Here is a 24,798-nt window from a genome sequence, read left to right on the forward strand (position 1 = left end):
TACAGGTAGCGAATCATGCAAACAGCAATCGAGATTGCCAAGGTCGATCATCAACTGGTGATACGCCTGAATCAGGCGTGGGCCAAACGAGCCACGGTCTGTGCACCGGACAAGGCCGGGATCAGCGAAGTGTTTGACCCGGCGCGTGCGGATTATCCGCAAAGCATGGTGCCGTTTTTCCATCACCCCAAATTCCAGGCGCTGAGCGATGAACTCAAGAGCGCGGTGCTGACCTGGGGCTGGATCGGCTACAACCTGCGCACGGTGACCGCTGAAGAACACGTAGTGAACCCGGCGTTGAGCGTCATCGCCAATCAATACCTGGGCAAGGACAACTGGCATTACCGTGAAGCCATGCAGCAGATGCTGATCGACGAGCACTACCACACGCTCTTGCATCTGCGGGCCATCGAGCGGACCAAGGCGCAGCGTGGCCTCAAGCAGGAACTGGATTTGCCTCCATCGGTGACTTATTTGCGGCTGGCGGCCCTGCGTGAAAAACTGGCAGAACCCTGGCAGCGGGATCTGGCGGCGATCACCTTCGCGGTGATCGCGGAGATCAGCGTCAACGCTTATCTGGACCTGCTCGCTGATGACCAGAGCATTCAACCGCAAAACCGCCGAGTGGCCGAACTGCATAACCGCGACGAGTATGCCCACAGCAAAGTCCTCGCCGAGGTGGCCAAGGTCATGTACGGGAATATGCTGGCGACTCAGCGGGAATTTTTCACTCGCACTTTGTCGATCGCACTGAGTGCTTTTGTCGCTCAGGACTACTCGATGTGGGAGGCGATTCTGACGCAGCTGGGGGTCGAGAATGCCGCGCTGATTATTGCCGATACTCGGGAAAGCAGTAAAAACGCGACGATCATGCGCGACTACAGCGGGCTGCATCGGCTGGCACAGGATCTGGGCATTATCGATGACATCGATTTTGACTTCTGTCCGACACTCAAAACCACCGCTGTCGCACAGCCGGCCTGATTCAGGAGATGCCCATGTCCGTTCCTGTGTACGAAGTATTCGCCATTCGTGTCGGCGCCAACGCCCAACGCACCGCCCGGGAGAATTTTCTTTACGACGCCTGTTGCGGTGATCCTGCGGCGTCCATGCCGCTGGACTACTATTTCTGGGTCATTCGCAATGATCAGCATGTGGTGGTGGTCGACACCTGTTTTCAACCGGCCACGGCGGATCGGCGCAACCGCCAGATGTATCGCCTGCCGGAAGACTCATTGCGCCAACTGGACATCGATCCGGGGGAGATCGACAACCTGATCCTTACCCATTTGCATTGGGATCACGCGGGCAATCTTGGGTTGTTTCCGATGGCCACGGTGCATTTGCAGGAGGCGGAGCTGCGCTTTTGCACCGGGCCGAAAATGGCCCATCGCACGCTGAACAAAACCTACGAGGTCGAGGACGTGATGTCGGCGCTGCCACCGTTGTTCGAAGGTCGGTTGCGCTTGCATAACGGTAGCGTCGAGGTGATCCCCGGCGTGACCTTGCACCCTGTGGGCGGCCATACCCCCGGCAGTCAGGTGGTGCGGGTCGCGACCCAGCGCGGCTGGATCGTTCTGGCCTCGGATGCCGCGCACTTGTGGGCCAACATACGCCAGCGCAGTCCATTCCCGATTCTCGATGATCTGGCACAGACCCTTGAGGCGTTCAGCCTGATCGACAGCCTGGCCGACGGTGAGGACCACGTGATTCCCGGCCACGACCCGCAGATCGCCCAGCGTTTCCCTCATTGGCATGACGATCCGCACATCATCTGCCTCCACGAAAACCCCCTCTGAAGGCTACGTTCAATGGTGTAGCAGCTGCCGAACGCAGGCTCGCGGGCTCGGCAGCTGCTACAAAAGGTGTGTTTAGCCCTGTCTTTTGAGCAGTCGACCTAATGTCGCGACTGCTTCATCTATGCGCGGTGAATAGGGTGCGCCGCAGCCGATGCGTACGAAATGGTTGAAGCGCTTGGCATTCGAAAAGATATCGCCGGGGGATATCTGGATACCGGCCTTTAATGCCTCATGGAAAAACGCCATGGATGAATGCTGGCTAGGCAGTTCCACCCACAACAACGTGCCGCCCTGCGGGTTGGTCACGCAGGTGCCTTCAGGGAAATAACGAGTGATTGCGGCGCTCATCTGTTGCCGTTGTTGAGTCAGAGTTTTCCTCAATCTTCGCAGGTAACGTTCATAGGACGGCGTCTTCATGAACGCGCTGACCGCCAATTGTGACAACGCCTCGCATCCCCGGGACTGGGTGTGTTTGAGCATTTCTACCCGATCGTGCCATTTCCCTGCGCTGATCCAGCCCAGACGAATGCCGGGGGCGAGGGTTTTGTTCAGCGATGCGCAATAGATCAGGTTATCGGTGTGATCCCAGTGTTTGAGCGTGGACAGCGGCTGCTCGGTATCGACCAGGTCGCCATAGGTGTCGTCTTCGATCAGCACCGTGTCGTGCTCGGCGCACAGTTGCACCAGCCGCGCCTTGTTGGCATCGGGCATGATGCTGCCCAGCGGGTTGTGCAGGTTGGGAATGACGATCAGCGCCTGTATCCGCTCGGGGCCCTGCAACAGTTGTTCGAGGGCGAACAGATTGATTCCGGCGTGAGCCGTGGCGGGGACTTCCAGCACTTGCAGGTTCAGGCTTTCGAGAATTTGCAGCAGCCCGTAAAAGGTCGGCGACTCCACTGCCACGGTATCGCCCGGCTGGGTCACGGCCCGCAAGGCCAGGTTGATCGCTTCGGTGGCGCCGTTGGTGATAACGATCCTGTCCGCTGTCAGGTTGGCCTTGGTGGTCAGCGCTCGTCGGGCAAGGATATTGCGCAAAGCAGTATTGCCGCAGGCAGAGCCGGGCGCTCCTAGCAAATGTTGATCCTGGCGCAACGCCTTGAGCATATGGGTCTGCAGAATTTTCAACGGATAGAGTTCGGGCGCGCTGTAGGCACTGGCGAAATTGACTTTGATCGAGGCGCGCTGGCTGGCCTTGAGCACCGATGACACCTGTTCGTGAATGCCGACGTAAACGCCTGTATCAAGGGGCGGGGGAGGTGCGGTCGGAGTTGGTTTGGGTAGCATGTCGGGCTGGCGAATGAAGTTTCCGGAGCGTGGGCGAGCTTCCAGAACACCGTAGTCCTCGAGTTGCCGGCAAACCTGCACCGCAGTCGACAAGCTGACGGCGTGTTTCTCCATCATCAGGCGAATGGAGGGAAAGCGTTCACCGGTTTTCAAGGTACCGCTGCGGATTGCGTCGAGGTAGTGCTTGGCTAACTGACGGTAAAGGGGGGGAGCGTTCATGATGACCTCAGCAATCGCACCACTGACGTCTCGGACTGGAAAGTGAGTTGACGCTCCCTGCAGGCGGACCCGTGGTGCTAAGGGTTAGGGAAAGGTTGTGTGGCGCCGATCGAGGCGGCGCCATTACGTCACCGTTGCATGGGCAAGCTCGCGGTTACTCAAGAGGATTGGAGGCATTGATTGCCGCAGGAGATGGCGCTTTGCAACCGTCTCGCGGGGGGTGGCGATGACGCAAAGGGGAAGGGTTTTGTGTGCTGCGAAGGAAGAGGGTGCAACCCGATGTTCGGAAAGGTTGCACTGATACGGTCTCAAGTTTTATTGGTGCAACCTCGCCAGGCTGTTTAACGGACGGTTATTCAATAATCATAAATACTGATAATTCTTTATCTGACCGGGTGTTTCTGGCGCTAACTTCGTCACGGTGCGGTGATGTTGAAGTGCAAAGCTTGCACTGAAATAGTGCGAGGCATGATTCGCTCAGAAGTATGTGACATTTTTGTTAAAAAATATTGCCAGGAATTTTTTTTTACGATAACGTGCGAGTGGTTAAAAGGAAGCTACTCGGTGAAGGATCATATGCGTATTTCATATTCGTCCAAAAACCTTACGGTCCTCATCTGGATCGTCAATCTTTGTGCTATATGTGCATCCACGCTGAGTTATATATACCTGTCTTATTACACCTATAAAGAAACCGGCAATCTGCTGTATTCTCAGGTCGTGCTGTTTTCGCCAATGGTGTTGCCTGTTTTATGTGTAGGGCAGATCTATCGAGTGGCCGACCGGGTTTCCCCGCGCACCTTGTTGCTGTTGTCCAATGCCCTGGCTCTGCTGGTGGTAGTGATTGTGTATTCGTTTCTTCCCAGTGTTGTTCTGTTTGCCATTGTCGGTGGTATTGCCATCGGCACTCTAGATGCGTTGCAGCGTGTGGGTCGCATCGTCGCGATCAAGTGTTACTTCAATTCGCAAAACGTCGAATCTACCGTTCCCCTGACACTGACGGCGCAGTTCATCGCTGGCGGTATTGCTGGAGCGACCATGGGCCTGGTCAAAGGCGAGATGATGCCATGGCAGGCCTTGGCGATCACCGCCGTACTGCTCGCTATCGCCGCGCTCGCCGCCTTCCTGCTGCCCAGGGTCGAGCGGCCGGCAGCGCCCTCTGTCGCGCAGCCTCTGGCGCTGATCGCGACTTTTTCCAACCTGATGAAAGCCAACCCCGAACTGCGCCGCAGCTTCTGGAGTTTCATTATTTTCGTCAGCGTTTATCAGGGTTTTTTCAACGTCTCGCGGATTATCCTGCCGGCTCACGTGCTGGGATTGTCCGAGGGATATGTTGGGCTCCTACAAGCAGTCAATAGCATCGCCGCCCTGGCCGGTGCGATTCTGTACTACAAGCTGAACAAGCGTGGCCACCGACTGGCGCCAGCGTCCATGGCCACGGCCAGTGCGTTGTTCATGATCACCGCGGCTTACGGCGGCGGGTTGATCTCCAGTTACGTCGCCTACTTTTTCTATATCTTTTTCTTCGAACTGGCTTTTTTCAAACTGCAGTCCGATGTGGTGCTCAATACACCAGCGAATGCCATGCCGCTGGTGGCGTCTGTTCAATATGCCGGTGTTTATGTCGGCATGATGGTCACCATATTATTGGGTTCATTACTGGTTGAGCAAGTTGGCCTGTTGTGGACCAGTGCGGTGTTTGCTGCCGTTTATGGGGTGGCAAGTACGCTCTTTTCGTTTGTTTTGAAACCTGTCGAGCAAACTATTTAATCAAGTTTTACATCTGACAAGGAAGTCATGACCTATGCGTTATATAGCGCCGGTGTTTCCGTTCGTTCGTTTTTTGGATCTGGCTAACTGGGTTACAATATTAAATATACTCTTGTCCTTCGTGGCGGTTGTCGCAGCGCAACGGGGCAGTCTTTCTTATGCCGCCAGTGTTATTTGTCTGGCCGCCATACTCGACTTTGTCGATGGGCATATTGCAAGAACTTATCTGGCGGGTAATGCGCCACGCCGCGCCTTTGGCAAACACCTGGACAGCTTTGCCGACCTGCTGAACTTCAGTGTCGCCCCGGCGCTCATCCTGGTGCTCTTGTTTCCTTCTTCCCTGGCGGTCATCGCGGCCGGCGCACTGGTGCTGTCCGGCGTCTTGCGTCTGACTGTCTTCGCTCTCAACGACCCCAATGCGCCGGTCGGTTATCGCGGGCTGCCGACGACCTATTCCGGCTTACTGTTTGCGCTGGCGTTCCAGGCCATTGCGGCCGGCAAAGTCGCCCCCCATGACGTGCTGTTTCTGACATTTCTGATCGCGGTGCTGCAAGTGACGAACCTTAAGCTGCCCAAGTTCAAGGCCATCCCCACCGTTGCCTTCATTGCAATTGCGTTTTCCCTGAGCAGTTTTCTCCTCTACCACTCATAACTACACGGAGCGTTCTATGAAACATGTCGTTTTGGTCGATAGCACAGTCAGCGGCCTGCTGGCCTTCGAAGCTGCCAAGCGCCTGGGGTGTCATGTCACTTTTATTCATCAACGCGATACCTCGTTCCTGACGATTTCGGTCAAAGGCGATCACTCGAAAATCGAGCCGTACCTCAAACATGTGGACGAATACATCCGCGTCGACTCACTGGAAGGCGACGAGTTTCATAACGTGCTGGCAGAGCTCAACGCCAGTCGAAAAATCGACGCGCTGATCTCCACGTCCGAAGCCGCAATCGTCGCCGTGGCCCGGGAGGCCGAGTTCCTCGGTACTCGCTATCCGAGCTACGAAAACCTCTGTGGCGCGGTGTACAAAAGTCGTCTGCGCGAAGCCCTGCGCGCGAACAATGTGCGCTCGCCTGACTTTCAGGTCTTGAGCGAGAGCCAGTTGGCCGAAGGCATCGCGCCTCAGTTGGCACTGCCGTTTGTGGTCAAGCCGACCCGCGGGTTCTCCAAGCAGTTTTCTGCGATCTGCTTCACTCAGCGTGATTTCGATGCATTCGTCGAGACCATTCGCCAGGCCCGTGCCGATTCCGATCCGATGATCGATGCATTGGTCAGCCGCGATTACCTGGTCGAACAATACGTCAACGGTACGCTGCATTCGGCCGAAGTCATCGTTCAGGACGGCGTGGTGTCGTGTTATGCCACCACCATTCGTTTCCGTGCCGACTACAACGAAATTCTCGAGATGACGGCGACCATGCCATCGGGTCTCGACAACACCGCACGCGATGAAATCAAAGCCTATGTTCAGCAGGTCTTCAGTGCCTTGAAGCTGGATATCGGGCTCTATCACGTCGAGTTGCTGCGGGACGAAAAAGGACCCTGCCTGGTGGAGATCAACGCCCGCATGATGGGCAGTGTCGCGCCACAAATGTACCGGATGCTGACTGGCATCGATCCGTTCGAAATGCTCATCCGTCTGCACCTGGGCGAGAAGATCAAGGTCGACGACTCCTTGATTGAAACCGCAGGCACCGTGGTCACCGTCGCATCGCGCCATGGTGGCCGGATCGCCGACAGTTACGACCCGTGCACGCTGCAACCGCTGCTGGACAAATACCAGATCGAGTTCTGCACCGCGCACGTCGTTCCGGGTCAGCAGGTGAGCGTCTACACCGGCAATATCGGGACCATTGGCCACGTGATCGTGCTCGATAGCTGCCCTTACGCGGCGGCGAAAAAGGGCAACAGCTTCCTGGCTGAACTGTCGCTGCTGTACGGCAACGAACTGGCGAAGTACACCGGCCCTGAGCTGGATTAAGCCGATTTCATGCCGGGTGCCTGGTGGTCATCGCTGCCCACAAGGGAATGTAATTACCTCTAACAATGGAAGACGACATGCAGTCAATGACGCTCGCCAGTCCCTTCGAGTTTTCCGGGAAGGCCGGAACTCTGGAAAGCCTGGCCCCGTTTCTGAAGACCGGCCGCGTGCTGCCGTTGCACCGATTCACGGTCAGAAACTGGCGCAGCAAACCCCAGGCTATCCTGGATTACTGTGAAAAGCGCTTTGGCGATCATCCGATGATCGTGCGCTCCAGTAGCCTGTCCGAGGATCAGGACGGCACATCGGGTGCCGGGATGTACGACTCGGTCGCCGATGTACGCGGGCCGGTGGCGTTGAAGCAAGCCATCGAACAGGTAATCGGCTCTTACGGGCAGGCCAGCGATTTCGATGAAGTGCTGATTCAGAGCATGGCCACCGGCGTGCAGGCCTCGGGCGTGGCGATGACCCGTGACCCGGAAACCGGTCTGCCATATTACGTGGTGGATTATGTGCCCGGGCACGGCACTGATGGCGTCACGGCGGGGACCGGCATCGTTCACTCGTTTGTGGCGATCAAGTCTGCGGCCGGTTCCGAACCGGCGGCACTCAAAGGGCTGTTCGCCTTGCTCGCGGAAGTCGAGTGCCTGACAGAACGTGATGCATTGGACATCGAGTTCGCCATCACCGAGGACGGTCCGTTGCTGTTTCAGGTTCGGCCGATGACGGGGCAGGGCGTGGAAAAAATCGACGCGCAGTCAGACTTCGCCCTGCGCGCGGTGCTCGATTGCGAAGTGGCACTGCTCGAAAGGTTGGCCAGAAAGACCCGGCAACCCGAGCACAGTTTCAACGCCTTTCTGGGGCTGATGCCTGACTGGAATCCCGCCGAGATGATCGGCGTGAAGCCGCGGCCCCTGGCGTACTCGCTCTACAAGGAGCTGATCACCGATGTGAACTGGGCATCCGCGCGGTTCCGCTACGGTTACCGCGATATGCGCAACAAGCCGTTGATGCATCAGTTCAGCGGCTCACCTTATATCTGCATTCCTTACAGCGTGGAGTCGTTCATTCCCGCAGCGCTGCCACTGACGATCGTCAACTCGGTGGTCACCCAATGCTGCGAACACCTGGCTGCCCATCAGGCGCTGCATGACAAGATTGAGTTCTCGATCATTCCTACCTGTTTTACCCCGCAACTGGCGATCCTGCCGGCAGATGACATTCCAGCCTTCAAAGGGCTGAACGTTGCTCAGCGCGAGCTCTACCTGGCGGAGTTGAAAAGCGTCACCGAGCACATCATTTCGGCGGACGGGCCGTTTTTTTCGGACCTGACGCGACTGCCGCGCATCGAGCAAAAGGTCGAGCGGCTGGCCCGTGGCAACAACCACCGCGAAGATCCTCTGCAGGGTTTGCGCCATGCTCTCGCCGATGCCAAGGTCGTCGGCGAAGTGTTCTCCGGTGTCGCCCGCGCTGCGTTTGTCGCGACGGCAGTGATCAAGTCACTGGAGAGTCTGCAGCGGATCCCGGCAGGTTTTACCGATTCGCTGATCGGCGGTGTGCATACCGTCGGGCGCAAGATGGCCGACGATTTCCGCATCCTCCATAAAGAAGCGTTCCTGCGTCTGCATGGCCACGTGCGCCCTGGCACTTACGACCTGCGAGTGGCGCGTTATGACGAGACCCCCGACGCTTACTTCGACTGGACTACGCCGCCGCAACGCGCCCATCGCGACGATGGCCCGCGGGTAATCAGCCGCGAAATCAAAAACGCTGTCCAGCAAGCCTTCGACGAGTGTCACCTGCGAGTCTCGGCCGAGCATTTTTTTAAGTTCCTGGATGCGGCCGTAGCGGCTCGGGAGAAGGTCAAATACTTGTATGGCGCGTTCGTTTCCCAGGCGCTTCAGGCGCTCACGAATTGGGGCGAGAGTCACCAGTTGAGCGGCGAAGAACTGAGTTTTTCCAGACTCGGTGATTTTCTCGGCAACCTGGAGGAGGTCCGGCTGGAGGCGATTCACCACAAAATCGTCAGTAACCGGGCGCGCTGGCAATCGACTCAGGGCATACGCACGCCGGTCATCGTCTGTAAGCCCGATGACCTGCTGTCCCATGCAATCGAGTCTTGTAACCCCAACTTCATCACCCGCAGCGCCACCGAAGCGCCAGTGGCGGTGTTGCGGGCAGAGGAAGCGAGCAAGCACGACATCGAGGGTTGCATCGTACTGATCGAGAATGCCGACCCGGGCTTCGACTGGATTTTCACCCGTCGCATTGCTGGGTTCATTACGGCTTACGGTGGCGAGAATTCCCACATGTCGATTCGCGCCCGAGAGTTCGCCATTCCGGCCGCTATCGGGGTCGGCGAGGTGAAATTCCGCAGCCTGCTGGCGAGCAAACGGTTGATTCTTGATTGTGCCGAGCGCCGTATTCAGGTGTTGGCGTGACCCTGGTTGCGGTGACCATGCTTCGGCTGTTCGATACCGGGCGCAGCGAGTGGAGAGATGCAATCGACCAACGCTGGAGCACTTTTCTCGCGCGTTGCGGCGTGCAACCGGTCTACCTGCCGAACAACCCCGAGGTTGCCGCAGGCCTGCTTGAGCAACTGCGGCCGAGCGGTGTGCTGTTGACCGGTGGCGGCAGTTGTCAGGCGTTGTCGGGTGTCGCCGATTGCCGGGATGACACCGAAGCCCTGTTGCTGATGTGGGCACAGCAACGGTGCCTTCCGGCATTGGGCGTCTGTCGCGGCATGCAGGTCATGCTCACACGGGCAGGGGCCATCCTGGAGCCGGTCACCGAGCATGTGGGGGTTCACGACATTCGCTATCGGGGCGAGGTCCGCCGGGTCAACTCGTTTCACGATTACGGTTTTCGTGCCGTTCCACCCGGCTATGAAATCGATGGGATGGGTGAGGACGGCGTCATCGAGGCGGTCAGTAACCCAGAGGCAGGCCACACCGCTGTGATGTGGCACCCTGAACGCAACGAACATTTGGAGAGCGCCGACCTTTCACTGGTCCGGCAGGTTTATGGAGTTTCACAATGAAGGCAATTATTCTCGCCGCTGGCCGTGGCAGTCGTTTGGGGGCGCTGACCGATCAACGACCCAAAGCGCTGGTGGAGTTCAACGGGGTGCCGTTGATCGAGCGAACCGTGCGCACCTTGCGTGCCGCTGGTATCAGTGAAGTCGGTATCGTCGCCGGCTATCGCAGCGAAATGCTGGCGCCTTATGCCGATCGGCTGTTCATCAACCCGCTCTGGAGTACCACGGGCATCCATCAGTCGCTGAGCGCGGCCCACGAATGGCTCGACTCCCAGCCCTGTGTGGTGAGCTATGGCGATATTTTCTATTCGCCCGAACTGGTCGGTGCGCTGATGGCCAGCGGTAACGACATTGACCTGGGTTACGACCCACAGGCGGTAGCGCTTTGGAAGCAGCGTTTCGATCAGCCGTTGGAGGACATGGAACGCTTTTCTATCGATAACGAGCGGATCTGCGAGATTGGCCATCGTGCCCAGACTCTGGAACAGATTCAGGGGCAGTATATGGGGCTGTTCAAACTGACACCTTCGGGCTGGCAGGCACTCAATGCGCAGTTGGGCGGATTGAGTGCCGAGCAGCGCGATCAAATCGATATGACGTCATTGTTTTCATTGCTGATCGAGGCGGGTGTGCCGGTCGGGGGGACACCGACGAACCAGCCCTGGGGTGAGATCGATTGCCCTTGCGATGTGGCACTGTATGAGCGGATTTATCCACAGCTGTGATTGCCAGGGTTTAGCGACGCTGAACATCCAGGCCCAAAAAAGCCCCGCCTTCGAGAGAAGAGCGGGGCTTTTTGCTGTGCGCCCAGCATGGGCGCAATCTTCCCTCCGTCCCCTCCAGCCATTCCCTCCGTGATCGTGTTGTAAAAATATAGTTTGGAAACTTGGACACACGGTCAAGCCTGTGAAAGCGGATCAAATATGCTCGGCGAATTTAATGCTCATTTAGCAGCAATGAGCCGGGGAAGAAAAAAATGCACTGCACGCATCGCACGACCCTACGCAAATCCAGGCATCGGCAGCCATCGACAGCAGGTCGCCTGACCGTATTAAGCCTGGCCCTGACGTCCGCGCTGGCGGCAATGGAACTTCCGTCAGTTTTTTGGCGAATAAAAGTGCGAGAGAATCGGCGTATTAATGGCGTTATGTGCCGATTTTCAGTGAAACACAGCCTTCCAGCAGAAACATTATGAAACACACATATAAAGGTTGGCAGGCTGATGTCAATTAGGCATTATTTCGCCATTACTTTGACTTTGCCGCTTCCTCCAGGCGGATTGTCGCGGACTCTGGCCCCCAGAGTCGTCGCCCCAACCTCTTTGAATTATTGCTGGAGCCATCCGCATGGCCGTCCTTGACGTTGCTCGTGGGCAGCAATCAGGTGCCCGATCGCTGAGTGATAGCGAATTCTGGAGGCTCTTGCGCCAGGAAGTGTTGCCTCTTCGTCCGAGCCAGTACGACATCACCTCGATCTGCAACCTGACCTGCGAAGGGTGTCTTTTCTTTTCAGGCGATGACTATCTTGGGCACAAGGATGTGAAGGACCTGCAGAGCATCGAGCGGTTCTTCGCCGACGAAGGCGCACGAGGCGTGCGCTACGGCTATTTCGGCGGGGCGGAGCCGTCGCTGGCGGAGAACAAGTTGCTCATTGCCAGCCGGCACATTCCTTACGGCGTGGTGTTCACCAACGGCATCAAGCGCTTGAGTGCCGAGATCGACTATCGCGTGCATGTGTCGCTCTGGGGCAACCCCGAGCGCAGCCGCGAACTGCGCGGTGCCGACACCATGAGCAAGCAGATCAGAAACTATCGCAATGACCCCAGGGCGGTCTTCGTCTTCACCCTGACCGCACGCAACCTCGACGATATTCCGTATATCGCCCAGCTCTGCGCGGACAACGGTCTGGCCCTGACCTTCAATCACTACAGCCCGACCAGCAAGTACCTGGACTTTATCGACAGCGGAGCCGGCGCCGATCAATACCACATCACCAGCACCGCCGCCGACAACCTGGTCCTGAGCACCGACGATCTCCTGCGTGCCCGGGACAGTATCGGGCTGCTGCTGCAACAACCGGGGCAGCGGATTCTGTATGACGATGATTTCAATGCGCTGATTCACGACCCGGCGGGCCTGTATCCCGATGCCCAGGGTGCGGGCGCCGTGACCCGCGATTGTGGCGTACTGCTGACCCCCTCGCTGCGCCACTACAACACCGACCTGAGCCAGAGCACCGGTAAATGCTGCACGCCGAACATCGATTGCAGCAGCTGCCGGCTCTACGCCCAGTCCTTTGCCAGCGTTCTGGCCCGGGCCACTCGGGATCTGCGCCAGGAGGGTGGTCAGCAACGACTGATCAAGCTATGGCGCCTGTGGTGCGAGCTGTTCCTCAACGACACTCGCCTGCGCACGCCTTACCCGGGCAATGGCAGCCAACCTTCACTCTGACCTTCAACACGAGAAGCTGCCATGTCGGCCATCAGCTCATTCAAAAATCACCGGATCGTCTGGGTATGGGGGCAGGTCACTGCCCAGATGCGCAGCGAACTCATCGCGTTCTGGGGCGCAACCGGCGCGATACCCGATCCCGCCGAGGCCTGGCGCAGAACCTTCGAGGTGACGTGTGTGGTCCTGGACCCCGAGGGGCGGATCGTTGGGGTCAGCTCGGTGTATTGCGCCTCTCCCGGCGCCGGGGCGCTCTATTGGTTCTATCGCACCTTCATTCGTGAGGACCACCGCGACGTTGGCCTGGCTCCCAGGTTGTTTACCCATACCTACGAGCAACTGGCGCTGGCCTATGCCGGCGACGCTCAGGCGCCCGTGGGGATGATGATCATTGTCGAGAATCCGAAGCTGGAGACCGCCGCTGGTATCCGTGTGATCCAGCGCGCCGGGTTCCAGCACCTGGGTATCGATGAGAGCGGTCAAAGTGTCTGGCATCGGCTGTTCCTGTCATGAGCCAGAGCGTTATCACCTACTTCACCAGGAACCCAGTCTATGGCTGAGCGCAGTCTGCATTTCATTTCCGGCCTGCCCCGTTCCGGCTCGACCTTGCTGTCGGCCCTGTTGCGCCAGAATCCGCGTTTTCATGCGCACATGAGCAGCCCTGTGGCAGGCCTGGTCGATGACCTGCTCAATGGCATGAGCGGCAAGAACGAGTATTCACTGTTCATCTCCGATCAGCAGCGTGAACGCATTCTGCGTGGGCTGTTCGAGCAGTTCTACGGTGACGAATTTTCCGCGCCGGTGATCTTCGACAGCAACCGTGCCTGGTGTTCGCGCATGGCCTTGCTCAAAAGCCTGTTCCCCGCCAGCAAGGTGATTGCCTGCGTGCGCGACGTGCCCTGGATCATCGACAGTATCGAGCGCCTGGTCCAGAACAACCGCCTTTCGCCCTCGGCGATTTTCAATTTCCACGCCGGTGGCACGGTCTATAGCCGCGCCGATGCTCTGGCGAATGCCGAGGGCATGCTCGGTTATCCCTACAACGCCCTCAAGCAGGCTTTTTATGGCGAGCACGCCGCCAGCTTGCTGCTGGTGCGTTACGAGAGCCTGGTCAGCGACCCGCAAGCGGTGCTCGACGGCATTTACGACTTCATTGGCGAGCCGGCTTTCAGTCACGACCTGCATAACGTCCAGTTCGAGGCGCAGGAGTTCGACCGGCGGGCCGGTACTCCAGGGCTGCACGATGTGCGGCCGAGCGTACAGGCCGTCCCCCGGCCGACGCTGCTGCCGCCCGATGTGTTCGCGCGGTTTATCAACGACGCTTTCTGGCAACACCCTCAACACAACACTCAAGGGGTCAGGATTCTTTGAAGAACCCCCATAAAAAAATCAAACCATTGGAGCGCACGAGATGAACAAGGGGATTTATCGATTGGTCTGGAACAGCGGCCTGGGAGCGCTGCAAGTCGTTTCCGAGGCCGCCAAGTCAAAGAGCTGTGGTGGTTCGGGCACACGCCTGGCGGTGGGGCGCGGTAAAGCAGCGGTCTGGCCGCTGGCACTGCTGTCGCTGGGCATTGCCTCGTCGGCCTGGGCAGGTGCGCCCATCAACATCACTTCCAATGCCGATTCCGGTACGGGTTCCTTGCGCGAGCAATTGTCCATCGGTGGGACGTTGCGGGTGGACCCTTCCGTCAACACGATCAACCTCGGTTCGGATGCCACGATCAACAGTGGGCTAACGACGCTGACAGTGACTGCTCCCCTGACCGTCACCGGTGCCAATCTGGTGGGGAACAACGGCTCTCTGGGGTTGAGCGGGGCGAGTGGTGGGACCATCACCACCGCGATCGCGGGGCAGTTTACCGGCGCTGCGGGGAGCGGCGGCCCATCGCATCCGGGAGTCACGGGTTCAGCCGGCTCGAACGTCAGCTCGGGTACCGGCGGCGTCGGCGGCACGGGCTCCACCGGCCAATACTCCACCCCGAACAATGCTTCGGCAGCCGTCAGCGGGAGCTTTTTTACGCTGACCAACAATGCGACCCTCACCGGTGGTCAAGGTGTTGCCAGTGTCCCCGGCAACGGTGGCAATGGGGGGGTTGGCGGGTCCACCGTTTTAGCTCCCGGTAACTCCGGGGGCTCCGGTGGCACCGGCGGGGCTGGAGCGAACGGAGGCGCCGGCTCGGCCGGTGGGGACGGCATTTCAGGCAGTTTCTTTACCGTTACCAATAACGCCAGCATCACCGGCGGCAATGGTGCCACCGGTGCCACCGGTGCCACAGGCGGTCAGGGTGGGGCCGGCAGCACTTCCGGTAAATATGGTGGTAGCGGTGGCAATGGTGGTCGTGGTGGGAACGGCGGTAATGGCGGGGTGGGTGGTGCCGGCATCAGCGGTTTCAACATTCAGGTGATCAACACCGGCACGATTCAAGGCGGTAACGGTGGTATCGCCGGTGCTGCGGGCGTGGGTGGCGCAGGCGGTGCGGGAGGTGGGGGCTTTGTTCACGCCGGCGCGGCCGGGGGCGCGGGCGCCAACGGTGTTGCCGGCTTCGCGGGAGCAGGTGGCGCGGGTGTGGTGGTGACGGGCAACTCGACGGTCTTCAACGCCGGAACCATTTCTGGTGGTTTTGCCAATGGCGGCAGTGGCGCCCGGGCCAATGCGATCGAGCTCAGTGGTGGTGGTAACCAGCTGACTCTCGCTGCCGGTTCGGTGATCAATGGCAATGTAGTCAGCTCCAGCGGTGGCAGCGATGTACTGGCCCTTGGCGGCGACAGCAACACCGGTTCCACCACGTTCGACCTCGCTTCGACCGGCCCTCAAGGGAGCCCGATGCAGCAGTATCAGGGCTTCGGCAGCTTCGAGAAAATCGGCAACAGCACCTGGACTCTGACAGGCACTGACACCTATGGCCAGAATTGGGCCGTCAACAACGGCACCCTGGTCATGGCCAGTGGCGCGAGCCTGCTGGGTTCGGTGGCTGTCGCCAGCGGTGCCACGCTCAACACGAGTGACGCTTCGATCGCCGGGGGGGTGAGCAACGCCGGTGCGCTGGTGATTGGTAGTGCGGCCACGCCTTTTTCCACGCTGTCAGTGGGGAACACCTTCAGCCAGAGCAGCAGTGGCACGTTGCAGGTCAGCGCCCTTAGTTCATCGCAGTACAGCAAGCTCAGCGTCAATGGCAACGTCGCCCTGGCCGGCACCTTGAACGTCGACGTCAAAAGTGGCGATACCCTGGCCGCCGGTAATCAGTTGACCCACGTGATCAGTGCGACCGGCACGGTCACTGGCCAGTTCAGCCATGTCACCGATAACAGCCTGTTGTTCGACTTCACGCCGACCTATAACAGCAGCAGCGTCGACCTGAATGTGCTTGCCAGCGGTACCTCTGGCAGCGCCAACACCGTTCAAGGCAGCGTCCAGGCCCTCGGCAATTCTCCGGCCCTAGGTGCAGCGGCAGCCTTGGACCAGATCATTGCCAACGATCCAAATGGCAAGTTGGCCAGCCACTTTGTCGCGCTCAGTACCCAGGGCGAAGTGTCCAGGGCCGCCAGCGAAGTCCTGCCGCTGATGACCGGGGGATCCACCACGGCGGCACGGACTGCATTGAGCAGTATCAACGGCGTGGTGCAGGCGCGCAGCGAATCGGTCCTTGGCGGCCAGTCTTCCGGCGACAGCGGCCTGTCTTCCGGCGAGAGCGTGACTGAGCGGCACCTCTGGATCAAGCCGTTCGGCTCCTGGGCCAACCAGGAAAGCCACGATGGCGTTGCCGGGGTCAACTCCAGTGTGGGCGGTATGGCCTTCGGTCTCGATGCCAGCCTCAATGATCGCTGGATGCTGGGTACCGCCTTCATCTACGCCAAGGCGGACACTCACAACAGTGGTGACACCGCCCGTCAACAGCTGACCACCGACGTCTATCAATTGGTGGGCTACGGTGCGTATCACCTGGACGACACCACCGACCTGAGTTTTCAGCTCGATGGCGGCCAGAACCACAACGATGGCAAGCGCAACCTCGACTTCGCCGGGCTGCAAGCCAAATCCAACTATGATTCCTGGACCGCCCATGCCGGCGTTGCCCTGGATCGGACCTTCAGCCTGACGCCTGCCACGCGCTTCACCCCCTCGGTACGGGCGGACTACACCTGGATCAAGGATGAGGCCTACAACGAGAAAGGTGCCGATGAGCTGGACCTGCAGGTCAAGAGTCGCAGCACCGATCAGTTCATTCTCGGTGTGGATGGCAAGCTGGCCCATGACCTCACGCAACAGCTGACTTTGAGTGGCAAGCTGGGCGTCGGTTATGACTTGCTGGCGAGTCGTGACTCGCTGACCAGCAGCTTTGCTGGTGCGCCGGGAACGGTCTTCACCACTTACTCCGGCAGTCCGCAGCGCTGGCTGGCTCGCGGTGGCACCGAGTTGAGCTACGCGGTCAACGGCCAACTGCAACTGGCCGTGCGTTATGACGTGGAGGAGCGCAGCCACTTCGTCAACCAGACTGCTTCTGCCCAAGCACGCTGGGCCTTCTAAAGGTCGGGTAGGCAGGGAGGCCGACCACGGGGGCTTGATGTTCCCGTGTGCAGTCATCCGGTGATACGCAAAAGGCCCCTGAAGTCGAGAGACTCCAGGGGCCTTTCGTTTTCTCGGTTCCGAAGCGGATGCGCCGCTCTATTCCCCCACCCGTCTTTATGGGGACGCTAGTGTGCTGTTCTCGAAATAATTTACCTATTAGCCTGGACTTGCCCCTACAAAACCGGACACCAACACCCCGTTAAATTGATGCTGCCACTAAGCGCCTGAACTCTCTCGACCAGCGATATACCTGCACTGAAAAGAACCGGAAATACCATGATTCCCCATGGCGACAATCCTTGGGAGGTCTGGCTAGCGGAGATGCCCAACAGAGCAATTTCAGTGGCGGTATCGAAGCCCAACCCGAACAGGAAGCCCAAGGGAAACATGTGCCAGCTTCGAGTGATCAAGCGAACAATGGCCGGAAAATCCTCGCAAGAAAACCACGATCCGCCAGTAGCAGGTCAAAGTCATCCTCGACATAAACACCACCCTGCCTGACGTGGCGTCATGCCTTATAAATCGACCTCAAAATAATCAGGTTCATCAGTGCGATGACGAAAAGGAACAAGGCGGAAACCGAGGTACTGATAACGCCCTCCATCTGTCCCCCCCACTTCATCGTCGGATGAGGTCAAATGGTGTTGAACACCATCGGACAGGGGAATGCCTGAAGCCCCCGGAATAGCTAGGCTATCGGCAGAATTTTCGGATGGGACAGGATTATTTTGGACAATTAAAAAGCCGGCTTGTGGCCGGCTTCTCGGGGACGGGATTGGCTTATTTTTGGTAAGCCTCACTCGCCTTCAAAACGTACATCCAGAGCAAATCTGGTTGTGGGACGCAGCGCAGTTGTCTCGCGCCGTGTCGTGGGCAATCTGGCCTGCTGCAAGCAGGACGCTGCCCAAATGTGCCGCGCAGGATACCGGCATTTACGACAGATTCCCAGCGAAAACCACACACCAGAGCTGTCGTTTTCAGACAAGAGGGGATCTTGTCCCCTATTTCGACGGCACCGGGGGCCGCCGCTTGTTCAGCGTCGACCACCAGAACACCCAACCCAGTATCCGAACGTTCTGTTCCTCGATCTGCTCCGCGGTGAACACTTCATCCGGATACTCGGCACTGTTGTGGCTGCGCAGCCGCAAGGCCCCCGCCGGCAGGCGGTAGACATATTTCACCCGCAACATGCCGTCGTGCTCCAGCGCGTAGATTTCGCCGTCCACCACCTGGGTCAGGCTGCGGTCGATGGCAATGGTGGAGCCGTCCTGGATCTTTTCCGCCATGCTGTTACCCGTCATGGGCGCGCAGATGGCCTGGTCCGGGCCGACCCCCATGGCCTGCAGGATACGATAGGGCAGGCGCACCTTGCGCCCGGGTATGACCGCCACCTGGGTCTGGCTCGAACCGGGGGCTGCGGGGGTCTCCTTGTACAACGGCACTTGCACGTCGTTGCGTTCGGTGGCCGCCAGGTCGTCGCGAGAGGAGTAAGGCTCCTGATCGTGAGTGGGCAGCAATTCGCGTTCAGCCTCCGTCTCGTTGGTCGAGCTGCCAGGGTGTTTGGGCCCTTCGCCGGTGCGCAGCCAGCGGCTGTTGACACACAAAAGCTCGGCTATCTCGTCCAGCCGCGCCATGGGAATGCCGCGCTTGAACCAGTTGTTGACGTGCTGCGGCGTCACTTGCCGGTTGGCAGCGAAGTCCGAAGCGGATAGATGGCACTCCCGCAGGAGGGCCCTTAAGCGATCGCCTGATGTATTCATGAACACAGAGTTTACTGGCGTGCTACACCTGTTTAAATAAACGAGGTGTTCAAAAATTCTCCCGGTTCGCACACGAACCGATTGGTGTCGTTCAGGATTCCTACACTCAAATAGCTGAACCTGAGTCGTTATGTTTATTTATTAAAACTCTTGTTTGTTTATTGGTAAACAGGCACAAAAAACCCCGGCAAGCCGGGGTTCTTCAATTCGCGCCAGGGCGCGGCGGATCAGCCCTTGTAAGCGGCGACCGACTTCATGATTTCGGCACGGGCGGCTTCGGCATCGCCCCAACCTTCGATTTTCACCCATTTGCCTTTCTCGAGATCCTTGTAGTTCTCGAAGAAGTGCTTGATCTGCTCCAGCAGCAGCGCTGGCAGGTCGGTGTATTCCTTCACGTCGACGTACAGCTGGGACAGCTTGTCGTGCGGGACCGCGAGAACCTTGGCGTCGCCGCCGCCGTCGTCGGTCATGTGCAGGATGCCGACTGGACGGGCACGGATCACCGAGCCAGGGGTGACCGGGTATGGGGTCACGACCAGCACGTCGAGGGGGTCGCCATCGTCGGCCAGGGTGTTGGGGATGAAACCGTAGTTGGCCGGGTAGAACATCGGGGTGGCCATGAAACGGTCAACGAACAGGCAATCGCTGTCTTTGTCGATTTCGTATTTGATCGGCGCGTGGTTGGCCGGAATCTCGATCGCGACGTAGATGTCGTTCGGCAGGTCTTTGCCAGCCGGAATCTTGCTGTAGCTCATTGGGCGATGCCCCCGTTGGTTGATCAGAAAACTTGGCCGGTTTGACCAAAAAGTGGCGGGGATTATAGGCCTATTCCGGGGGCGATGCCACGGGCCGCCGGACACTCGGAGGCGCCGCCGGATCTCGGGCGACGAGCTGATCTGCGATGGTGAATCACTGTGGCGCCTGTGGGCGCGGAGCTTGTCGGATCGCCGTACCGCCGCGAAGGCGCCCTCAAGACCGCCAAAAGCTTCGCGGGCAAGCTCCGCTCCCATAAGGGCAGAGGCAGGGCCGCGGCCGGGATTTCGGCGTCAGTCTTTAGTCTTATACCGCGGGTCGTGGGCCTGCAGTTGCTGTAGCCGCGCCAGCGGGTCCTGGCGATAGAACGCGCGCAATTGCTCGTACACCCGTGGGTAGGTCGTGGCCAGGATATCCGGGGCACTGAAGAAATACTCGCTGGTCACGGCGAAGAACTCCGCCGGGTTTTCCGCCGCATAAGGGTCTATGGCGGTGTCGGCGTTGGGGTTGCGGTCCAACTGGCGATTGAGGTTGTCATAGGCGTGTTGCATGACCTTGGCCCAGTCGCCCACGCGCATGTCGCCGTGCAGCGGTGGCAGGCCGTTGGCGCTGCCGCTGAGCATGTCGAGTTTGTGCGCCAGTTCGTGGATCACCAGGTTGTAGCCTTCCCAGCCGCCGCTGGCCTGTACCCCGGGCCACGCCAGGATGATCGGGCCCTGTTGCCAGGCTTCGCCACTGTGCTCGGCATCCCACTCGTGTTCCACGCCGCTGGCGTCGCGATGGCGCTGGGGACTGAGGAAGTCGTCCGGGTAAAGGACGATCTCATGGAAACCCTGGTACCAGTTCAAGTCCCCCAGGTGCAGCAGTGGCAGTTGCGCCTGGGCCGCCAGCAGCAGGCGGCTTTCCTGGTCCAGTTCCACGCCCGGCAAGGCACTCAGGTGCTTGTCAGCGAGGAATAGCACGCTGTGTTCCCGCAGCCAGCGATCCTCGGCGTCGCTGAGTCCGTCGAGGAAGCTCAGGCGCTGGCGGACTCGCTGCCAGGTTTCATCGGCAACCGGATGGCGGGCCAGCGTTCGCCGGCGCCGCCAGGCACTCAGCGACCACACGGGATCAGTGGGTGCCGGCTTTGGACGCGGCGTTGCCGAAGCGGCTGCGGACCATGCCGATGATCATCGGCAGCAGCGACAGCAGGATGATGCCGACCACCAGCAGCGACAGGTTTTTCTTGATGAACGGTACGTTGCCGAAGAAGTAACCCAGGGTGACCAGGCCGCCAACCCAGAGCACGGTGCCAAGGATGCTGAACAGGAAGAAGCGCGCATAGGGCATTTTGCCAACGCCGGCGACGAACGGTGCGAAGGTCCGCAGGATCGGCAGGAAGCGCGCCAGGGTCACGGTCTTGCCGCCATGGCGGTCGTAGAAGTCGTGGGTCTTTTGCAGGTAGTCGCGGCGGAAGATCTTCGAATTCGGGTTGCTGAAGAGTTTCTCGCCCGCCGTTCGGCCGATGATGTAGTTGGTGCTGTCGCCGAGAAGCGCCGCCAGCATCAGCAGGCCGGCCAGCAGCACCGGGTCCATGCCACCGCCCGCGGCCACCGCGCCGGCGATGAACAGCAGCGAATCCCCCGGCAGGAATGGCATGACCACCAGGCCGGTTTCGCAGAAGATCACCAGGAACAGGATGGCGTAGATCCAGAGCCCGTAGTTGTTCACCAGCATGTCGAGGTAGACATCGAGATGCAGGATTATGTCGATCGGGTTGAAATCCATGGATGGCACCTGTGTGAACGGTCCGGCTCGGCGGACCTGTGCAAGGAAAATAGATATGCGTAGTTAACTACAGGAAATGTAGTTTTTTCGTACATTCCGTGGGAAAGCGGGATTATAAGAGTTGGGGAGATTTCTGCCTGCTGAGTTTGTAGCGGGGAATGTCGAGCGAAGGCGATGCAGGAGCGTCGATGGATGTTCGATTGCCAGCGATGGTGACGTAACATTCACTGCCGTCATCGCTGGCAAGCCAGCTCCTACAAGGGCTGCGGGCCTTTTGGGCCGGCGTTGATCATTTTTCGTCGATCGGCAATACGTAGTTCTTGAATTCGCTGTCTTCGCGAAAGCCAATGGATTCGTAGGTTTTCTGTGCCACCAGGTTGTCGCTGCTGGTGGAGACGCGCAGACGAACGGCGTGGGTCTCACGGGCCATTTTCTTCGCCGTGCGCATCAGGTTGTCGGCCACCAGCTGGCGCCGGGCGTCCTCGGCGACGTAGATGTCGTTGAGGATCCAGACCCGCTTGAGCGATAGCGAAGAAAAGCTTGGATACAATTGGCAGAAACCGAGCAGCTTGCTGTCGTCATCGTCCGGCAAGGCCAGGTAAATCACCGACTCTTTGCGCCGCAGGCGTTTTTCCAGAAAGTTGCGCGACGAATCAGGGTAGGGCAAGGCACCGTAGAATTCGCGGTATTTGACGAACAGGGGGGTCAGCAGGTCCAGATGTTCCAGGGTCGCTTGAGTAATCCGCATAGATCAGGCCTCAACTTCATGGATTTGACGGCAAACGGTTCACTCGGGCAGCCGTAGCGTTGATGCTGCCCAAAGCGCGGGAAAAGAGCAATCCGGATGACGGTCAATCTTGGGACGAGCCCAGTAGGAAGTTGCCATTTGAATGGACATCCGATTCACTCTCCAGCGTTTGCACTTGAGCCTCGTCCTTGAGATTGACCCCCGATAATTGTCGGCGGCAGGCTTCTTTCATCAGGTACAACAATTTATGCGCGGCCATGCCGTAACTCATACCCTCCAGGCGTACGTTGGAGATGCAGTTGCGGTAGGCGTCGGTCAGGCCGACTTTTGGATTATAGGTGAAATACAACCCCAGGCTGTCCGGCGAGCTCAGGCCCGGGCGTTCGCCGATCAGGATCACCACCATTTTCGCTCCCAGCAGCTCACCGATCTCATCGGCGACCGCCACGCGGCCCTGTTCCACCAGGACGACCGGCGACAGCGACCAACCCTCGGTCGCGATCTGTTCTTCCAGGCGGGTCAGGAACGGCAGCGTATGGCGATGCACGGCGAGGGCCGACAAGCCGTCGGCCACGACAATGGCCAGGTCGATGCCACCGGGGTGAGCCAGTGCATGCTCACGCAGTTGCTGGGCCGACGCGCTGTTGAGCTTGCGGCCCAGGTCCGGGCGTTGCAGGTAGCTGTGGCGGTCGTCGGCGGCGCTGTGCAGCAGCAAGGTTTCCCGACCGCGCTCGGCAAGTTGCGCACTCAGGCCCGCGTGGTCGAACGGCAGGTGCACGGCATCGCGGGCCTGGGCGTGGGCGAACTGGAAATCCAGTTGCGCGCTGGTGGGCAGGCTGGTGCCGGTACGTCCCAGGGCGATACGCGCCGGGGTCAGGCGGCGCAGTTGCAGCCAGGGGTTGTCGCTGTCGATCTGTTTGGCCATGTCGTTCATCCGAGCTGCGCCAGTGCCTGGCGAAACGCCGGGGGCAGGCTGTTGCCAAAGTGCACCTTGCCGTCGGCCTGGGTAAAGATCCCCATTTTCGCCAGCCACTGTTCGAACTCCGGCGCGGGCTTCAGCCCCAGGGTCTGGCGGGCATACAGGGCATCGTGGAACGAGGTGGTCTGGTAGTTGAGCATGATGTCGTCGGAGCCGGGAATGCCCATGATGAAGTTGATCCCGGCCACCCCCAGCAGGGTCAGCAGGGTGTCCATGTCGTCCTGGTCGGCTTCGGCGTGGTTGGTATAGCAGATGTCGCAGCCCATGGGTACGCCCAGCAGCTTGCCGCAGAAGTGGTCTTCGAGGCCGGCGCGGATGATCTGCTTGCCGTTGTAGAGGTATTCCGGGCCGATAAAGCCGACCACCGTGTTGACCAGGAACGGTTTGAAATGCCGGGCCACGGCGTAGGCGCGGGTTTCACAGGTCTGCTGGTCGACGCCGAAGTGGGCGTTGGCCGACAGCGCGCTGCCCTGGCCGGTTTCGAAATACATCAGGTTTTGCCCGAGGGTGCCGCGATTCAGGCTCAGGCCGGCGTCGTAGCCTTCCTGCAGGACGCTCAGACTGATGCCGAAACTGGCGTTGGCCGCTTCGGTGCCGGCAATCGATTGGAACACCAGGTCCAGCGGCACACCGCGGTTGATCGCCTCGATGGAGGTGGTGACGTGGGTCAGCACGCAGGCCTGGGTGGGGATTTCGTAACGCTTGATCACCGCGTCGAGCATGTGCAGCAGGTCGCAGATCGAGCTCAGGCTGTCGGTGGCCGGGTTGATCCCGATCATCGCGTCGCCGTTGCCGTAGAGCAGGCCGTCGAGGACGCTGGCGGCGATGCCGGCCGGATCGTCCGTGGGGTGGTTGGGTTGCAGGCGGGTCGACAGCCGGCCGCGCAGGCCCAGGGTGCCGCGGAATTTCGTGACCACGCGGATTTTTTGCGCCACCAGCACCAGGTCCTGGACGCGCATGATCTTCGATACGGCGGCGGCCATTTCCGGGGTCAGGCCCGGGGCCAGGGCGCGCAGGCTCTGTTCGTCGGCGGTGTCGCTGAGCAGCCAGTCGCGCAGGCCGCCGACGGTCAGGTGGCTGACGACGGCGAAGGCCTGTTTGTCATGGGTGTCGACGATCAGTCGGGTGACCTCGTCGGATTCGTAGGGGATCAGCATTTCCTCGAGGAAATGCTTGAGGGGAATATTGGCCAGGGCCATCTGCGCCGCGACCCGTTCGCCGTCGTTGAGGGCGGCGACCCCGGCCAGGAAGTCGCCGGAGCGGGCGGGGCTGGCCTTGGCCATGACGTCCTTGAGGCTGTCGAAGCGATAGGTCTGGGCGCCGACGGAATGGGCGAATGTGGCCATGGGGCGGTGTCCTCCTGAACCTCTGTTAGCGATAAACCGTCCCTGTAGGAGCCGGCTTGCCGGCGATGGCGGCCGATCAGATGATGCAAATCTCGCTGGCCTCATCGCCAGCAAGCTGGCTCCTACAGTACGGCGGTGTTCATGTGTACAGCGTAAGGGCGCAGGACGCCCCGTGCTGGTGCAATCAGTTACCTGTGAGCATAGCGTCCGCCGGCGCGTCCGAGCGCTGGCTGGCGGTCAATTGGAAGTAGATGAAACCTACTGCCATGAAACCGAGGAAAATCAGGCCGATCAGGGTGTTGAACCAGGCCATCGCGATCAGGCACACCACCGCCAATAC

21 protein-coding genes and 1 pseudogene are annotated in these 24,798 nt (G+C 59.5%); 12 read left to right on the plus strand and 10 right to left on the minus strand.

The annotated features are described in order from the left end of the window. The first annotated feature begins 15 nt into the window (after positions 1-15). Positions 16-984 (plus strand): diiron oxygenase, encoded by a 969-nt coding sequence (locus AC07T0_RS28325; protein ID WP_495004279.1) that lies wholly within the window; start codon positions 16-18, stop codon positions 982-984. 14 nt (positions 985-998) lie between these two features. Next, positions 999-1,799: an N-acyl homoserine lactonase family protein gene (locus tag AC07T0_RS28330; RefSeq protein ID WP_495004280.1), complete on the plus strand. Its 801-nt coding sequence runs from the start codon at positions 999-1,001 to the stop codon at positions 1,797-1,799. 72 nt (positions 1,800-1,871) lie between these two features. Here the strand turns inward: AC07T0_RS28330 and AC07T0_RS28335 are convergent, their stop codons facing one another. Then, the gene (locus AC07T0_RS28335) at positions 1,872-3,302 is read right to left on the minus strand and encodes an aminotransferase-like domain-containing protein (protein ID WP_495004281.1); all 1,431 of its coding nucleotides are present in this window, start codon (positions 3,300-3,302) and stop codon (positions 1,872-1,874) included. A gap of 468 nt (positions 3,303-3,770) precedes the next feature. Here AC07T0_RS28335 and AC07T0_RS28340 point away from each other — a divergent pair, with 468 nt between their 5' ends. The 10 genes from AC07T0_RS28340 (at position 3,771) to AC07T0_RS28385 (ending at position 17,063) form a co-directional block, all read left to right on the plus strand. Continuing rightward, positions 3,771-5,072 (plus strand): MFS transporter, encoded by a 1,302-nt coding sequence (locus AC07T0_RS28340; protein ID WP_495004282.1) that lies wholly within the window; start codon positions 3,771-3,773, stop codon positions 5,070-5,072. 34 nt (positions 5,073-5,106) lie between these two features. Continuing rightward, a complete protein-coding gene (locus tag AC07T0_RS28345) occupies positions 5,107-5,724 on the plus strand; it encodes a CDP-alcohol phosphatidyltransferase family protein (RefSeq protein WP_495004283.1) in 618 nt (205 codons plus the stop codon). Positions 5,725-5,740: 16 nt separating this feature from the next. Beyond that, positions 5,741-7,051 carry an ATP-grasp domain-containing protein gene (locus tag AC07T0_RS28350; protein WP_495004284.1) on the plus strand — a complete coding sequence of 437 codons (1,311 nt, stop codon included), beginning with the start codon at positions 5,741-5,743 and terminating at the stop codon, positions 7,049-7,051. Positions 7,052-7,128: 77 nt separating this feature from the next. Next, positions 7,129-9,492, plus strand: a complete 2,364-nt coding sequence (locus tag AC07T0_RS28355; RefSeq protein WP_495004285.1) for a PEP/pyruvate-binding domain-containing protein — start codon at positions 7,129-7,131, stop codon at positions 9,490-9,492. Then, positions 9,489-10,091 carry a gamma-glutamyl-gamma-aminobutyrate hydrolase family protein gene (locus AC07T0_RS28360; protein WP_495004286.1) on the plus strand — a complete coding sequence of 201 codons (603 nt, stop codon included), beginning with the start codon at positions 9,489-9,491 and terminating at the stop codon, positions 10,089-10,091. The genes AC07T0_RS28355 and AC07T0_RS28360 overlap by 4 nt, the downstream gene beginning before the upstream one ends. Beyond that, positions 10,088-10,813 carry a phosphocholine cytidylyltransferase family protein gene (locus AC07T0_RS28365; protein ID WP_495004287.1) on the plus strand — a complete coding sequence of 242 codons (726 nt, stop codon included), beginning with the start codon at positions 10,088-10,090 and terminating at the stop codon, positions 10,811-10,813. The genes AC07T0_RS28360 and AC07T0_RS28365 overlap by 4 nt, the downstream gene beginning before the upstream one ends. 621 nt (positions 10,814-11,434) lie before the next feature. Further along, positions 11,435-12,538, plus strand: coding sequence for a hypothetical protein (locus AC07T0_RS28370; protein ID WP_495004288.1), 1,104 nt, complete (start codon positions 11,435-11,437; stop codon positions 12,536-12,538). Positions 12,539-12,559: 21 nt separating this feature from the next. Beyond that, positions 12,560-13,048 (plus strand): GNAT family N-acetyltransferase, encoded by a 489-nt coding sequence (locus AC07T0_RS28375; protein ID WP_495004289.1) that lies wholly within the window; start codon positions 12,560-12,562, stop codon positions 13,046-13,048. A gap of 39 nt (positions 13,049-13,087) precedes the next feature. After that, entirely contained in the window at positions 13,088-13,906 is an 819-nt protein-coding gene (locus AC07T0_RS28380; RefSeq protein WP_495004290.1) for a sulfotransferase family protein, read from the plus strand. A gap of 40 nt (positions 13,907-13,946) precedes the next feature. After that, positions 13,947-17,063: an autotransporter domain-containing protein gene (locus tag AC07T0_RS28385; protein WP_495004291.1), complete on the plus strand. Its 3,117-nt coding sequence runs from the start codon at positions 13,947-13,949 to the stop codon at positions 17,061-17,063. Positions 17,064-17,278: 215 nt separating this feature from the next. Here AC07T0_RS28385 and AC07T0_RS28390 read toward each other — a convergent pair whose 3' ends face one another. From AC07T0_RS28390 to AC07T0_RS28430, 9 genes and pseudogenes are all read right to left on the minus strand, one after another. Then, on the minus strand, positions 17,279-17,494 hold the full coding sequence (locus AC07T0_RS28390; RefSeq protein WP_495004292.1) for a HoxN/HupN/NixA family nickel/cobalt transporter: 216 nt from the start codon (positions 17,492-17,494) through the stop codon (positions 17,279-17,281). 612 nt (positions 17,495-18,106) lie between these two features. Then, a complete protein-coding gene (locus AC07T0_RS28395) occupies positions 18,107-18,865 on the minus strand; it encodes a LexA family transcriptional regulator (RefSeq protein WP_495004293.1) in 759 nt (252 codons plus the stop codon). 227 nt (positions 18,866-19,092) lie between these two features. Then, the gene (gene ppa, locus AC07T0_RS28400; RefSeq protein WP_495004294.1) at positions 19,093-19,620 is read right to left on the minus strand and encodes an inorganic diphosphatase; all 528 of its coding nucleotides are present in this window, start codon (positions 19,618-19,620) and stop codon (positions 19,093-19,095) included. Positions 19,621-19,911: 291 nt separating this feature from the next. Then, a complete protein-coding gene (locus AC07T0_RS28405) occupies positions 19,912-20,724 on the minus strand; it encodes a M90 family metallopeptidase (RefSeq protein ID WP_495004295.1) in 813 nt (270 codons plus the stop codon). Between the two features lie 4 nt (positions 20,725-20,728). Then, complete coding sequence (locus AC07T0_RS28410) at positions 20,729-21,385, minus strand: DedA family protein (protein WP_495004296.1); 657 nt, start codon at positions 21,383-21,385, stop codon at positions 20,729-20,731. Between the two features lie 289 nt (positions 21,386-21,674). Beyond that, positions 21,675-22,133, minus strand: coding sequence for a GNAT family N-acetyltransferase (locus AC07T0_RS28415; RefSeq protein ID WP_495004297.1), 459 nt, complete (start codon positions 22,131-22,133; stop codon positions 21,675-21,677). A 103-nt stretch (positions 22,134-22,236) separates the two neighbouring features. Further along, the gene (gene eutC, locus AC07T0_RS28420) at positions 22,237-23,067 is read right to left on the minus strand and encodes an ethanolamine ammonia-lyase subunit EutC (protein WP_495004298.1); all 831 of its coding nucleotides are present in this window, start codon (positions 23,065-23,067) and stop codon (positions 22,237-22,239) included. Further along, positions 23,064-24,458, minus strand: a complete 1,395-nt coding sequence (locus AC07T0_RS28425) for an ethanolamine ammonia-lyase subunit EutB (protein ID WP_495004299.1) — start codon at positions 24,456-24,458, stop codon at positions 23,064-23,066. Before AC07T0_RS28425 ends, eutC begins: the two co-directional genes overlap by 4 nt. A gap of 184 nt (positions 24,459-24,642) precedes the next feature. Further along, a pseudogene (locus AC07T0_RS28430) lies at positions 24,643-24,798 on the minus strand (ethanolamine permease); the annotation flags it as partial.

The sequence above is a fragment of the Pseudomonas sp. GW821-FHT04D07 genome (assembly GCF_059420225.1).